Source organism: Paraburkholderia sp. UCT2, from assembly GCF_014397665.1.
Taxonomy (GTDB): Bacteria; Pseudomonadota; Gammaproteobacteria; order Burkholderiales; family Burkholderiaceae; genus Paraburkholderia; species Paraburkholderia tuberum.
The window spans coordinates 20,512-34,258 of sequence record NZ_VZQO01000024.1 but is presented as its reverse complement, the minus strand read 5'-3'; the positions used below and the strand labels follow the sequence as shown (position 1 = coordinate 34,258).

The following is a 13,747-nucleotide window of genomic DNA, read 5'->3' as shown; positions in this document are numbered from 1 at the left end:
AAGCTAACTGCCATCGCAGCCGCCTGCGCGATCAGGATTCATGCGCTATGCAGCGCGGCCCGTCGCGAGGACGGGCCCGGAGAAATTACGCGCTTTCGAACAGGCGCGTCAACACGAACTCGCGGTGGCCCAGCGCTTCCGCCGACGTAAAGCGCCCGTTCGCGGTGCGCAGCATCGATTCCAGCAGTTTGTCGCCAGCCTGATCGAGATTCTGTTCGCGCTGCAACAGTCCCGACACATCCACGTCGATATGCTCGCTCATCGTGCGCACCGTACGCGGGTTCGCGCAAATCTTGATGACAGGCACGATCGGATTGCCGATCACGTTCCCCTGCCCGGTCGGGAAGAAATGCACGGCAAAGCCCGACGCGGCGCACAGCGTCACCATCTCGGCCGCGGCTGACGACGAATCCATGAACCACAAGCCCGGCCCCGTCGGTTCCTCGGCCTTGTCGAGCACGCCGTCGACTCTGCACTTCTTGCCGATCTTCTGGATATTGCCCAGCGCTTTTTCTTCGATGGTCGTCAGGCCGCCCGCGATGTTGCCTTTGGTCGGCTGCGACTCCGACAGATCGTCGGTCTTCCAGCGGTTGATCATGTCCTGATAGCGGTCGAACATGAACTGGAAGCGCTCGCGCACCTGGTCGTTCGCGCAACGCGCGGCAACGATCTGCTCGCCGCCCGTGAGTTCGGACGTCTCGCCGAAGACGAGCGTCGTGCCCAACCCGTAGAGCTTGTCGAACGCGTTGCCGACAGTCGGGTTCGCGCCGCAGCCGGACGTGGTATCGGATTCGCCGCACTTCGTGGATACCCACAGGTCCGAAATCGGGCATTCTTCGCGATCGAGAGACGTGGCGTACTGCACCATCTCTTTCGCGGTTTTCGACGCACGCATGATCGTATCGTGATCGCCATGCAGTTCGATGCCGAAGCCCATCACCGGCTTGCCTGACTTCGCAATGCCGTCTACGACGCGTTTGGTCCAGCCTTCCTCGATCCCGATCACGACGACCGCCGCGACATTCGGGTTGCAGCCGGCGCCGATCAGCGTGCGGAAATGCAGATCGAGGTCGGCGCCGAACTGCAGGCGGCCGTATGGATGCGGTAGCGCCATCGTGCCTTTGATGGCCGTTTCGACGGCCAGCGCGGCGGCGTTCGACAAATCGTCGACGGGCAGGATGATCACATGGTTACGCACGCCGACGCGTCCATTGGAACGGCGAAACCCGCGGAAAGTGGTGTTCTGGTCAATCACGCTCATGGTGGCTCTCTTCGATCTGGCTCTGTTGAGTGGGGAAGCTCGCTCGCAATGTCGATGCGCGAGCTGGTCGATCCTCGCGCCGGCTACCAGCGCTTCGTCTTGATGTTGTGAACATGCGCATGTTCGCCCGCGCGGATCGGCGCAACGACCTTGCCGATGTCCACGCCGTACTTGAACACCGTGTCGCCGACCGCCATGTCTTTCAGCGCCACCTTGTGACCGATCGGAATGTTCTGTTTCGCCGAGATCGTCACGAGCTCGTCGTCGTCCATGATCCACGCGTTCAACTGGGTCCCCGCCTTGATGCCTTCGACAACCGCCACACCGACGGTGTCTTTCGCTTCGTGCAGCACGATATGAATCGTTTTGCGGTCTGACGAAGGGCTGGCGGAAGATCCTTCACCGGATTGTTGCGGTGCACCTGCTGCGGTGTGGCTCATCAGTTGTCTCCAGTCTGTTGGTACGGTTTGGTTCGCCTGCGTGAACCCATCTTAGGCGGCACATTTGCATATGTCAACCATATCATCTATATGTGTTTGATGAACCGTATGAAGTAGAATCAATTGAAAGACAGCAGCAATGAAGATGCAACGACAGGATGAGATCGATGAATACGTTGACGACGGGTATCAATCTACCGAACGGTGCGGCCACCACGCCGGCAATCGGCGGCACGCGCTACAAGGAAGTGAAGAATGCGATGCTGGCCGCGCTGGCCGCGCACGAATGGAAGGGCGGCGAAACGATTCCTTCGGAAAAGCGGCTGGCCGAACGCTTCGGCGTATCGATCGGCACGCTGCGCAAGGCAATCGACGAACTGGTGGCCGACAACATTCTGGTGCGGCATCAGGGGCTCGGTACTTTCGTCGCGCAACACCAGCGTGATCGTCATTTCTTCCGCTTCTTCCGCATCGTGCGCCAGGACGGCGACAAGACCTACCCGACCGTAACGCTCGTGCAGTTCAGGAAGGCCAAGGCTACGCGCGATATCGCGACGCTGCTGAAAGTCGAAACGGGCGCGCGCGTGTTCACGTTCATCAACCGTCTGGCGCTGCATGGCGAAACGGTGATGATCGACAACATCACCGTACCCGAGGCGCGTTTTCCGGGCCTGACGGAAGCCGCGCTGCGCGGCCGGCCGAGCACGCTGTACAACTTCTATCAGGATGCGTTCAACATCAACGTGCTCGGCACCGAGGAACGCGTGCGCGTCGCGGTAGCCAATGAACTCGAAAGCAAACTGCTGGAAGTGCCGCACGGCACGCCGCTTCTTGAAGTGCGGCGCGTCGCGTATTCGTATCATCAGGCGCCCGTCGAAGTGCGGATCTCGCATGCGAACACCGCACGCTACGAATACGTCGGTGCTTCGGCATCGCACGAAGAGCCGCTCTGACAAGGCCGGAAGCCAAGCGCGGTGCGCAGCGCCAAAAGCCGCCGGCCGCGCGCCGCACATGTCACGTTTTCCCGCATTTGCAATCAACAGCACGATCACCTACACTCGCTACTCATACAGATGAGTTAAATCATACGGCGCTGAATTCGCTGAATGCCGCAGTCACCGAAGCAAGGCGTTTCACGCGCAATCCGGTTGCCCACAACACACCATCTGTGAACCTGATTCCGGCCGCGTCGCGCAAACCGTTTTGTCGCGAGCAGGCCGGCAACAAGGAGACACTCACGATGCGTACCCCGCCTCATCGTCATCCCGCTCATGTCCTTCATGTCGCGCCTTGCCGCGTGACGCATGCGTTGCGCCGGCCGCAGCCACGCGAGACCGAATAAGCACACGCAGCCCCCACCCATCCGGTTTATCCGGTGTCGCATTTCAACAGATTGGCCGTGCCGTTCCTGTCGCAAGGAGTGTCCAGCAATGAGCCTTCGTAAAGTTGCCGTATTTCTCTCAACGCTGCTCGCTCTCGGCGCAGCTCTCACCAGTGCGCCCGCCCGCGCTGAACTGTCGGAGATCCGGATCGCGCGCCAATACGGCGTCAGCTATTTGCCGCTGATGCTGATGCAGGATCAGAAGCTGCTCGAAAAGCACGCCGCGCAACTGGGCGTGCCGAATCTGAAAGTGTCATGGGTCGAATTCGCGGGCGGCAACGTGATGAACGACGCGCTGCTGTCCGATTCGTTGCAGATCGCGTCAGGCGGCGTCGCGCCGCTCGTGCTGCTGTGGGCGCGTACGCGCGGCACGCCCGTCGAGGTCAAGGCGCTGTCGGCGATCAATTCGATGCCGCTGCTGTTGAACACCAACAATCCGACGGTGAAAACGTTGAAAGACTTCACCGGCAAGGACAAGATCGCGCTGCCCGCAGCGAAGGTGTCGATCCAGGCAATCACGTTGCAAATGGCCGCGGAAAAGGCCTTCGGCGCCGGCAACCAGGGGCAGCTCGATAAATACACTGTCTCGCTGGCTCATCCCGATGCGCAGCAGGCGCTGCTGTCGGGCAATAGCGAAGTGACCGCGCATTTCGGCTCGCCGCCGTTTCAGGAACAGGAATTGGCCCACCCTGGCGTGCGCACCGTTGTGAATTCGTATGACGTTCTGGGCGGCAAGTCGACCTTCAATCTGGTCTGGTGCATGACGAAGTTCTATCAACAGAATCCGAAACTCGTGCAAGCCTTCATGGCCGCGCTCGACGATGCCGAAGCGCAGATCACGAGGGACAAGCACGCGGCCGCACTCGCCTACCTGCGCATCAGCAAGGACAAGAGCAATGTCGCCGACATCGAAAAGATGATTTCGTCACCCGATGTCGCCTTCACGACCACGCCCGAAAACACGGTCAAATACGCGGATTTCATGGCACGCACGGGCCTGATCAAGACCAAACCCGCCTCGTGGAAGGACATGTTCTTTCCGACCGCCCAATCGCTTCAAGGGAGTTGATCATGCATCGCACGCGTGCTGGAGCAACCCGCGCCACATCCTCGCCGAGCGGCATGCCGTTACTGGATGTCGCCGGCGTAACGCTGCAATACAAGACGCCGCGGCATCTCGTGATGGCAACGTATCGCGTCGACTTTCAGGTATTCGAAGGCGACCGTTTCGTTTTGCTTGGGCCATCGGGTTGCGGGAAGTCGACGTTGCTCAAGAGCGTCGGCGGTTATCTGCTGCCGACGGAAGGCTCGATCACGCTGAAGGGCAAGACGGTGACGAAGCCGGGCCCCGACCGGATGATGGTCTTTCAGGAATTCGACCAGTTGCTGCCGTGGAAGACGGTCAGGCAGAACGTGATGTTTCCGCTGCTCGCTTCGCACCGGCTGTCGGCGCGCGAAGCGCAACAGCGCGCGATGCATTACATCGACAAGGTCAACCTCACGAAATTCTCGGACAGCCATCCGCATACGTTATCGGGCGGCATGAAGCAGCGCGTGGCGATTGCGCGCGGCATGGCGATGGAACCGGACATCCTGCTGATGGACGAGCCGTTCGCCGCACTCGATGCGCTCACGCGCCGCAAGATGCAGGACGAACTGCTGACGCTATGGCAGGAAACGCGCTTCACCGTGCTATTCGTCACGCATTCGATTCCTGAAGCGATCAAGGTCGGCAGCCGGATTCTGTTGCTGTCGCCGCACCCGGGACAGGTCAAGGCAGAACTCGATACGGCGGCGGCAGGAGAATCCGCTGCCACGCTCGAAAAACGCATCCAGCACATGCTGTTCGAAGACGAAATCCACGAGGCAGAGAATGTCTGACGCTACCGCACACGGTTCCGCATCCGTCCATCCGCCCCGTGACGACATGATCACGCGCGCGCCGCGCGGCGAGATCATTCGCGAACCCAGCGATGCACAGCATTTCAGCGTCGTCGAAAAGCCGCTGTCACCGTTCGAGCGCCTGTACAACCGGAGCTGGCTGCGCAAGTTCCTGATCCTCGCGCTGCTCGCGCTGGTCTGGGAAGGCTACGGACGCTGGCTCAACAATCCGTTGCTGTTTCCCACTTTCAGCGCGACCGTCGACGCGTTCTGCACGAGCATCGCAAACGGCGAACTGCCCGGCAAGGCATGGGCGTCGATCCACGTATTGCTGCTCGGCTACGGCTGCGGTCTGCTGCTGGCCGCGTTGCTGACGGCCGCCGCGATCACGTCGCGCATCGGCACGGACTTTCTCGAAACGATGACGTCGATGCTCAACCCGCTGCCCGCCATCGCGCTGCTGCCGCTCGCGCTGATCTGGTTCGGGCTCGGCAACGGCAGCCTGATCTTCGTGCTCGTGCATTCGGTGACATGGTCGGTCGCGTTGAATACGCACTCGGGCTTTCTGTCGGTGAGCAACACGCTGAAAATGGTCGGGCGCAACTATGGGTTGCGCGGCGGGCGCTACGTCGCCGCGATTCTGGTGCCCGCTGCGTTCCCGAGCATTCTGACCGGCCTGAAGATCGGCTGGGCCTTCGCGTGGCGCACGCTGATCGCGGCGGAACTCGTGTTCGGCGTGAGTTCGGGTTCCGGCGGCCTCGGCTGGTTCATCTACGAAAACAAGAACCTGCTCGACATCGCGAACGTGTTCGCGGGTCTGTTCACGGTGATTCTGATTGGCCTCGCCGTCGAAAACCTGATCTTCCGCGTACTCGAACGCCATACCGTGCAACGCTGGGGCATGCAGTCGTGAAGCATGGCGTGCACGCACGGGAGGCTCGTTGCTAAGCGCCGACATCGCGCTGCTGGTGATTGGAGGCAGCGCGGTCGCCGGCTTCGTGTCGGGGCTGGCGGGATTTGCGTTCGGTCTCGTCGCGATGGTGTTCTGGGCATGGGCGCTGCCGCCCCAAGCGATCGGGCCGATGCTCGTGGTCGGCTCGCTGGTCGGACAGATGCTAACCGTGCATACGGTGCGCTCGCAGATACGGCCGAAGATCATCGGTCCGTTCATCGCAGGAGGCATTGTCGGCGTGCCGATCGGCGCGACGCTGCTGCCGTTCATCGATCCCGTCGGCTTTCGGATCGGCGCCGGTCTGCTGATGATCGTCTATTGCGGCGTGATGCTCGCCGCGAAAGATCTGCCGACGGTGACGGCAGGCGGTGCCTGGGCGGACGGCGGCGTCGGTGTGGTCGGCGGCATTCTGGGCGGCATTGCGGGGCTCGTCGGTCCGGCACCGACCATATGGTGCATGCTGCGCGGTCACAACAAAGATACGCAGCGCGCGATCTGCCAAAGCTTTTTTATCGCGATGCAATCGCTGACGCTCGTCACGTATGCACTGACGGGCCTGATCGGCAAGCAGACGTTAGTACTCTTCGCCTGGATGCTGCCGTCGTCGCTGCTGTTTGCGTGGCTCGGCTCACGGCTTTATCGGCGTCTGTCGGACACCGCGTTTCGGCGGGTGCTGCTTGCGCTGCTGTTCGCTTCGGGCGTGGCGCTGCTGGGCTCATCGCTTGTTCACGCGATAAAGTAATGCCGATACGGCAACGTCAAGCGGAGTGAGCGTCATGAGTGCGATTCGCTATTTCGTCACGTTTCTGTCCGTCGCGCGCCACGGCTCGTTCGCCGCAGCCGCCGACGAAGTGTGTCTCACGCAGGCTGCCGTGAGCCTGCAGATGCGTTCACTGGAACGCGATCTCGACATGGTGCTGTTCGAACGGAGCGCGCGCTCGGTCGCATTGAGCGAACAGGGACGCACGATCGTGCCGCTCGCCGAAACGCTGGTTGCCAACTATCGGCGGATTCTGGCCTCGGCGGGCCGCGACGAACTGGCGGGCGTCGTGCGGGTCGGCGCGCTGGTGTCGTCGCTGATGGGCGCGTTCGCCGATGCGATGCTGAATCTGAAACGCCGCTACCCGCGCCTCGAACTGAAGCTTTTCACGGGCCTGTCGAGTGACTTCACGCTACGCGTGGAGAACGGAGAACTCGACGCCGCCATCGTCACGCAGTCGCCCACCGGCTTTCCCGCCGCGTTGAAGTGGACGGTGCTGTATCACGAGCCGATGGTGCTGATCTCGTCGGCTGACAATCCGCGCGCGCACGTCGACACGCTGCTGCGTGAGCCGTTCATCCGTTTCGACCGGCAGACGTGGACAGGCATGCTGATCGACGACGCGCTGCGCGGCCTCGACGCTTCCGTGCACGACATCATGGAGCTGAACTCGCTCGAATCGATCTGCGAAATGGTGAAGCGCGGTTTCGGCGTTTCGGTAGTGCCGCGTCTCGCGAATGCGAACTGGAATCACGAATCAGGGCTGCGCGTGACCGAGTTGCCCGAGCGGATCGCGCCGCGCCGCGTCGGCCTGCTGGAACGGCGCGAACACGGACGCGAAGCGTTCACGGCCGCCGTGAAGCGTCACTTCACGACGGCGGCCGACGTTTCCGCCAGTGGCAATGATTCGTCGAGCAGCGACTGACCAGGCTTCACGCGCGTGAACTGCACGCGCCGGCGGCTGGTTTCGAAGGCGTTCTGCTGAAGCCGCAGGCATACATACTCGGATGTGTCCAGATCTCCGGCGTCGGGAAAGTCTTCGCGGAAATGCGCGCCGCGCGAATTCTCGCGCAGCAACGCCGACTCGGCGATCGCGCGGCTCACGAGCGTCAGGTTGTGCAGGTTCATCCAGTCGTGCCACGACAGGTTGAAGCGCAGATCGCGTCCATCGACACCCGTGCGGTCCAGCCGTTCGCCGATGTCGATCAATGCGCTTCTCGCGCGCAGCAAGCCCTGCTCGTCGCGCAGGATGCCGACGTCGCGCCACATCAACTCGTACAGGTCGTCGCGTATCGATTCGAGATCGCCCGCAGGCTGGCCGAGCGGCCGCGTGCAACGTTCGATGGCGCGCTCGATCTGACTGGCATCGGCGGTGGCGAGGCGCCCATGGCGCGGCACCCAGCGCGCGAGCGTCTCACCCGCAATGCCGCCGAACACCGTCGAATTCGCGACGCCGTTGCCGCCCAGCCGGTTCGCGCCGTGCACGCCGCCCGCATCCTCGCCCGCGACGAAGAGGCCCGGCAGCGTCGTCGAACAGTCGGTCTCGAACATCACGCCGCCCATCATGTAGTGCGCGGTCGGCACCACTTCGACCTGGCCGCCCGCCAGATCGAAGCCGCAATCCGCGCAGCGTTCGACCATGCCCTTGAAACGCCGGCGCACGCTGTCGGGCCCGAGATGATCCATGCGCAGATAGACGCCGCCGTTCGGCGTCGTGTTGCCCGCGCGCAGTTCACGGAAAATGCTGCGCGAGACGATGTCGCGCGTCGCGCGCTCGCCGCGCGGATCGTAGCGGTGCATAAAGCGCTCGCCGTCGCCCGTCAGCAGATAGCCGCCCGCGCCGCGCAGCCCTTCTTCGAGCACGGTGCCCGTCATGCGCGTATGCGTGCCCGCCAGCAAGCCCGTCGGGTGGAACTGCACCATCTCCATGTCGCGCAACGTGAGGCCGGCACGCAGCGCCATCGCCATGCCGTCGCAACTCTTGTCTGCGCTCGGCGTGTGGTACTTGTACATCGTGGGGCCGCCGCCCGTCGCGAGCAGCACGGCCTTCGCGCGCACGAAGACGAATTCGCCGCTGCGAATGTCGATCATCAGCACGCCGGCCAGTGCGCTGCCGTCTTCGGACTCGATGAATTCCACCGCGCGATGTTCTTCGAGCCGCTCGATCCCGCGCGCCCACACCTGTTCGGCAAGCCGGTTGATGATCTCGATGCCAGTCTGATCGCCCTTGTGCACCGTGCGGTCGAAGGTTTGCCCGGCGAATGCCTTCTGCTTCAGCGTGCCGTCCGGGTTGCGGTCGAAGAAGCAGCCCAGTTCGTTTTCGAGTTCGTTGATCCGCTCGACCGCGCGTGTCACCAGCGTCCACGCGAGTTCCTGGTTCGACAGCCATTTGCCGCCTTCGATCGTATCCATGAAGTGACGTTCGATCGAATCGCCCTGTGCTAGCGCGACGTTATAGCCGCCCTGCACCATGCGCGTACAGCCGCATTTGCCGAGCAATCCTTTCACGGCGATCGTGATGCGCAACTGCGGCGCGTCGGCCTGCGCATGCAGCGCGGCAAACAGGCCCGCGCCGCCGCTGCCGAGAATCAGGATGTCGGTATCCACGTGCTTCATGGTCGGTTCCCGTGATGAACGACGCTGCGTTCGTTCAGCTTCTGATGCCCAGCGACGCGAGCACCGCTTCGCGCCGCTCACGCGTGCTCTGCTGGACCTTCGTGTAGACGCTGCCGCCGTGACTATCCATCGCGACGAGCAGCGGGCCGAATTCGCCGATCCTGAAGCGCCATAGCGATTCGGGGTTCAGGTCGTCGAGATCGACGTCTTCGATCTGTTCGATCCATGTCGTCTCCAGCGCCGCCGTGCCGCCGACGATCGCGAGATACACGCCGCCGTATTTTGCGAACGCATCGCTCGACGCCTGCCCGAGCCCGCCCTTGCCGATCACGATGCGCACGCCGTACTGCGCCATCAGCGCCGCGGTGAAGCGCTCCATGCGTGCGGACGTCGTCGTGCCGACGCAGACGGGCTCGTAGCCCGCCGGATGTGCGTCCGAGCGTGGCACCTTGCGCACGTTCGGCGCGGTGTGAATCACCGCATGGCCGCGCAGATCGAAGCGAGTCGTGCGGCCACGGTCGAACATGTGGATCTGCGTGGCGTCGCGGATGCCGAACAGCGTGCCTGTCAACGTAACGGTATCGCCCGTGCGCAACGCGCGAATCTGCGCTTCGCTAGCGGGCATGGACAGGGTGTGATGAGTCATCGATCGTTCCTTGACGGTGTGCGTGCCGATGCGGACAGCCCGCGTGTCAGTAGCCATACTCGACGCCCGCCGGCGTCAGCGTGGCGCGCGCGCGGCGGGCCGAATGACACTGCATGTTCACGGCAACCGGATTCATCGTGATATGCGTCGCCGCCAGTTCGAGGTGGACCGCGAACGATGTCGCGTCGCCGCCGAGCCCCTGCGGGCCGACGCCCAGGCGGTTCACCGCGGCCGACAGTTCCTCCTCCAGCGCGGCCGCCGCCGGATCGTCGCAATGCGTACCGAGCGCGCGCGTCGCGGCACGCTTGGCGAGCCACACGCACAGATCCGAGGTACCGCCGATGCCCACGCCTACGATCGTCGGCGGACACGTCTTGCCGCCCGCATCGACCACGCAGTCGATCACGAAGCGTTTGATCGCGTCGACACCTTCCGCCGGAATCGCCATTTTCAGAAACGAGTTGTTTTCCGAACCGCTGCCCTTCGGAATCATTTCGATCACGAGCGTGTCGGCTGTCGAGTCGAAGTCGATATGGATCGCGGGCATCAGCACGCCGCAAGACGAATGTTCGTTGTTCCGCGTCAACGGATGCACGACCGACGAGCGCAATGGATGCTCGCGCGTGGCCCGTTCGCAGCCGCGCCGGATCGCTGCTTTCAACGCGACGCCGTCGAGCGCGAGGCCCGTGCCGATCGTCACGTTGTAGATCGGCAGCCCGGTGTCCTGGCACAGCAGGTTGTCCCGATCTTCGGCAATCGCGATATTGGTGCGCATTGTGCCCAGCACGCGGCGCGCGGTGTCGTCGGTTTCAGCGCGTTCGAGGCGCGCGATACCGTCCTTGATGTCGGGCGGCAAATGTTTCAGCGCGCGTATGTACAACTGCTTCGCGACCTCTTCGATCTGCTGCATGTCCATTGATGAATCTCCGTCGGGGGACCGTGCGTTCACGACGTGAGCGACAGCGCAAACGCCAGCCCGATGACCAATGCGCCGCCCGCTGTCGCCGCGATCAGGTTCTTGCGCAAACCGCTCCATGGCCGGTATTCGATGAGCAGAATGCGCACGCCGCCGAACAGATGCGCGGCCAGCAACGTGACGAGGCCCCACTCGGCGAATACGAAGGCGGGTTGCCTCGTCACGGCGAGAAACGACTCGAACGATGCTGCGCTGTGCAAAGCGGTGCCGAGCGCCCAGAAGTGCAGCGGCAGAAAGAAGGCGAGCGCGAGTCCGGACAGACGGTGCACAAGAAAGGCCCACCACGCGGGATGGTTGCGCGCGCGCGAGTCGGCGCGCCGGCCAGGGGTGCGGTGTCGGGCGTGGTTCGTGTCTGTTGCTGGTTTCGCTGCGCGTGCCATGTCGCTCATTGCGGCCCTCCTACCAGCGCGAAGACCGCGCGCAGACCGGCAATCGCCAACGCAATGCCGACGATCACGCTCGCCACCCCGACGCTGCGCCCGCGCCAGCCGAGCCACTCCTCGGCGATCCTTCTCAACCCGACAGGCACATGCGCGGACGACGCAAGCACGAACACTGAATAGAACACCGCCCACGCCGTATTGCCGTGCAGACGCGCGATCACGTTCGCCGCGCTCAGCCCGCCATGCACGACGATAATCATGGTGACAAGATGGACGGCCACGCATAAGGTCAGCACCATCGCCGACAGGCGCTGCAACCGCCAGCCGCTCATCATCGCGGTTCTCCTTTCGGCGCATGGCCGCGAAGCCGCTTCAGGCCAGCAATGCTGGCCGTCGGCTGCAGCGACTTGGGACACCGTTCGGTACACGAGCCGAGCGTATGGCACGAATGACAGCCTGCGTCGTTGGAGACGGCTGCGACGCGGGTTTGCTGCTGGATGTCGCGTACGTCGTTGACGAGCGTCCACGCACGATTGAGCGCGGCGGGTCCAAGATAGTCGGGGTTCCATGCGACGACGTCGCAGCTCGCATAACAGACACCGCAGCCAATGCATTCAATCCCCGCGTCGGCCGCCTTGCGTTCGGCGGAGGCGGGATCGACGCAAGCGGCAGGTTCGTGACGCGTGTGTTCGCCCTTGAAATAGCCCTTCGCGTCGCGCCATTTGTCGAAGAAGGCGGTCATATCCGTCGCCAGATCCTTGATGACGGGCAGGTGATTGAGAGGCGCGATTTCGAGCACGTCACCGGCGTGCTTCATGACTTTGGTGACGTGCGTGCGGCAGGTCCATCGCGCGCGGCCGTTGACGGTCATTGCGCATGAACCGCACATGCCGACCCGGCACGCAAAGCGATAGGACAGCGTCGCATCCAGATGGCGCTGGATGTGGATCACCACGTCGAGCACGGTCTGACTTTCCATGCTCGGCACGTCGAAGCGCTGAAAGCTGCCTTCGTCGTTACCGCGCCAGACGTCGACCTTGAGTTGCGGGGGAGTGGTTCGCATCGTGACCGTTGAGGTTCGAATGATTGCGAAGCCAGTCTAAGGGGCGCGCGCCGCCCGTCAAAGCCAAAGATTCTTGTTGCAAGCTCAAGGTTTTTTTATGCTCGCGGGCGCGCGAGGGCCTGTGAGAACGCTCTTGAAACCGCCCCACCAGGCTTGTCATGTCAGAGCGTTCGAAATTCCGCGCTAACATATGTTCGATTGCCCAATTGGATGGAGTGAGCAGGCACTCGTCGACGCCAGGGAATGCCGCCGCGTCCGCGGGTCTAGTGGATCCTGAGTTGCCGCAACACGCAACTAATCCACGAAGTCGGACAGCTTTAGTCAAACGGTCTGCAGAATGAGAAAACGATTACCTCCGCTTAACTGGTTGCGCGCATTTGAATCCTCTGCCCGGCATCTCAGTTTCACCCATGCGGCGACAGAGTTGAGCCTGACCCAGGCGGCGGTAAGCCAACAGGTGAAGGGACTCGAGTCGCAGTTGGGGGCAGTCCTCTTTAAGCGCTTGCCAAGAGGACTCGAGCTCACTGAGGCCGGGCTAGCCTATTTGCCGGTTGTCCACGAGGCCGTAGAGCGACTGGCGGCCGCAACTGAAGAGATCTTCGGGCAAGGTCACGGCAGAGTCCTTACCGTTCGGGTCAGCCTGGTGTTTTTTACCCATTGGCTGGCAATGCGCTTACCCGACTTTCGTGAACGCCACCCCGAGGTCAATCTGCGTATCACCAGCAACATATGGGGGGGCGATTCGAGCGTGACCGACGTCGAAGCCGATATGGAAATCCGCTATGGACATGGAGAATGGACGGGACTCAAGTCCGAGCGGCTGACCTGGGATACGTTGCTGCCGGTCTGCGCCCCATTCTTGCCCTCCGAACAGGCGCCACTGGCTACGCCGAAGGATCTCCGTTACCACGAACTACTCCACGTCCTGGGCTACGAGGAGGGCTGGGGATACTGGTTGAAGAAAGCAGGCGCGGGACAGGTCGACTCTTCGAAGGGAATGCAGTTCGATACCTTGATCTCTGCTTTGAGAATGGCCGAGCTTGGTCAAGGGGTGGCCTTGGCGCGCTCGTCGCTGGTCCAGTCGATGCTGGACACCGGGCAACTGATAGCGCCTTTCAAATCCCGGCTTACGACCAGTGAAGCTTTCTTCCTGGTCTATTCTCCTCACAGCATCGTCAACCCTGATGCCGCGGCGTTCGTGGCCTGGTTGAGTGCGAAGGCTCAGGAGGGGCGTGCGCGAAACTGATCAGGCAGGTTGACATCGCACGTCCATTTCGCCGGGCTGCCAGTGATCGACGGGTCATTTTCCTGCGCGTTCACGCCGCCGGCCTCAGCCATAAATAAAATAGCCCCATCCTCGTTTTTTTTATTGCTTTACCGGCTCCCCG

The 13,747-nt window shown here is 62.5% G+C and carries 15 protein-coding genes; 7 read left to right on the top strand and 8 right to left on the bottom strand.

All coding sequences use genetic code 11. The annotated features are described in order from the left end of the window. Window positions 1-85: 85 nt before the first annotated feature. Together F6X39_RS20495 and F6X39_RS20490 are read right to left on the bottom strand one after the other, a co-directional pair. Window positions 86-1,261: a UxaA family hydrolase gene (locus tag F6X39_RS20495; RefSeq protein ID WP_018422893.1), complete on the bottom strand. Its 1,176-nt coding sequence runs from the start codon at window positions 1,259-1,261 to the stop codon at window positions 86-88. A gap of 83 nt (window positions 1,262-1,344) precedes the next feature. Next, window positions 1,345-1,614 carry a UxaA family hydrolase gene (locus tag F6X39_RS20490; protein WP_018422892.1) on the bottom strand — a complete coding sequence of 90 codons (270 nt, stop codon included), beginning with the start codon at window positions 1,612-1,614 and terminating at the stop codon, window positions 1,345-1,347. Window positions 1,615-1,868: 254 nt separating this feature from the next. On the opposite strand from F6X39_RS20490, the gene F6X39_RS20485 reads away from it, so the two are divergent. The 6 genes from F6X39_RS20485 to F6X39_RS20460 all read left to right on the top strand — a co-directional run bounded on the left by F6X39_RS20485 (window position 1,869) and on the right by F6X39_RS20460 (window position 7,600). Then, window positions 1,869-2,654, top strand: a complete 786-nt coding sequence (locus tag F6X39_RS20485) for a GntR family transcriptional regulator (protein WP_187617896.1) — start codon at window positions 1,869-1,871, stop codon at window positions 2,652-2,654. A 477-nt stretch (window positions 2,655-3,131) separates the two neighbouring features. Continuing rightward, on the top strand, window positions 3,132-4,151 hold the full coding sequence (locus F6X39_RS20480) for an ABC transporter substrate-binding protein (protein ID WP_184073945.1): 1,020 nt from the start codon (window positions 3,132-3,134) through the stop codon (window positions 4,149-4,151). 2 nt (window positions 4,152-4,153) lie between these two features. Beyond that, the gene (locus F6X39_RS20475; RefSeq protein WP_260330686.1) at window positions 4,154-4,963 is read left to right on the top strand and encodes an ABC transporter ATP-binding protein; all 810 of its coding nucleotides are present in this window, start codon (window positions 4,154-4,156) and stop codon (window positions 4,961-4,963) included. Then, window positions 4,956-5,876 (top strand): ABC transporter permease, encoded by a 921-nt coding sequence (locus F6X39_RS20470; RefSeq protein WP_187617895.1) that lies wholly within the window; start codon window positions 4,956-4,958, stop codon window positions 5,874-5,876. The genes F6X39_RS20475 and F6X39_RS20470 overlap by 8 nt, the downstream gene beginning before the upstream one ends. A 28-nt stretch (window positions 5,877-5,904) precedes the next feature. Then, window positions 5,905-6,657 carry a sulfite exporter TauE/SafE family protein gene (locus tag F6X39_RS20465; RefSeq protein WP_018422887.1) on the top strand — a complete coding sequence of 251 codons (753 nt, stop codon included), beginning with the start codon at window positions 5,905-5,907 and terminating at the stop codon, window positions 6,655-6,657. A gap of 34 nt (window positions 6,658-6,691) precedes the next feature. Then, complete coding sequence (locus F6X39_RS20460) at window positions 6,692-7,600, top strand: LysR substrate-binding domain-containing protein (protein WP_187617894.1); 909 nt, start codon at window positions 6,692-6,694, stop codon at window positions 7,598-7,600. Here F6X39_RS20460 and F6X39_RS20455 read toward each other — a convergent pair. Genes F6X39_RS20455 through F6X39_RS20430 form a run of 6 tightly spaced genes read right to left on the bottom strand, consistent with a single transcriptional unit; the run spans window position 7,540 to window position 12,359 of the window. Continuing rightward, complete coding sequence (locus F6X39_RS20455; protein ID WP_187617893.1) at window positions 7,540-9,291, bottom strand: L-aspartate oxidase; 1,752 nt, start codon at window positions 9,289-9,291, stop codon at window positions 7,540-7,542. The genes F6X39_RS20460 and F6X39_RS20455 overlap by 61 nt on opposite strands. A gap of 34 nt (window positions 9,292-9,325) precedes the next feature. Continuing rightward, a complete protein-coding gene (locus F6X39_RS20450; protein WP_184043520.1) occupies window positions 9,326-9,937 on the bottom strand; it encodes a FumA C-terminus/TtdB family hydratase beta subunit in 612 nt (203 codons plus the stop codon). A gap of 46 nt (window positions 9,938-9,983) precedes the next feature. Then, window positions 9,984-10,853 carry a fumarate hydratase gene (locus tag F6X39_RS20445; protein WP_187617892.1) on the bottom strand — a complete coding sequence of 290 codons (870 nt, stop codon included), beginning with the start codon at window positions 10,851-10,853 and terminating at the stop codon, window positions 9,984-9,986. 29 nt (window positions 10,854-10,882) lie between these two features. After that, window positions 10,883-11,302: a succinate dehydrogenase, cytochrome b556 subunit gene (gene sdhC / locus F6X39_RS20440; protein ID WP_187617891.1), complete on the bottom strand. Its 420-nt coding sequence runs from the start codon at window positions 11,300-11,302 to the stop codon at window positions 10,883-10,885. Further along, on the bottom strand, window positions 11,299-11,631 hold the full coding sequence (locus tag F6X39_RS20435; RefSeq protein WP_184040186.1) for a succinate dehydrogenase: 333 nt from the start codon (window positions 11,629-11,631) through the stop codon (window positions 11,299-11,301). Before F6X39_RS20435 ends, sdhC begins: the two co-directional genes overlap by 4 nt. Then, entirely contained in the window at window positions 11,628-12,359 is a 732-nt protein-coding gene (locus F6X39_RS20430) for a succinate dehydrogenase/fumarate reductase iron-sulfur subunit (RefSeq protein ID WP_187617890.1), read from the bottom strand. Before F6X39_RS20430 ends, F6X39_RS20435 begins: the two co-directional genes overlap by 4 nt. A 337-nt stretch (window positions 12,360-12,696) precedes the next feature. Here F6X39_RS20430 and gcvA point away from each other — a divergent pair, with 337 nt between their 5' ends. Further along, window positions 12,697-13,605 (top strand): transcriptional regulator GcvA, encoded by a 909-nt coding sequence (gene gcvA, locus F6X39_RS20425; RefSeq protein ID WP_187617889.1) that lies wholly within the window; start codon window positions 12,697-12,699, stop codon window positions 13,603-13,605. Window positions 13,606-13,747: the final 142 nt, after the last annotated feature.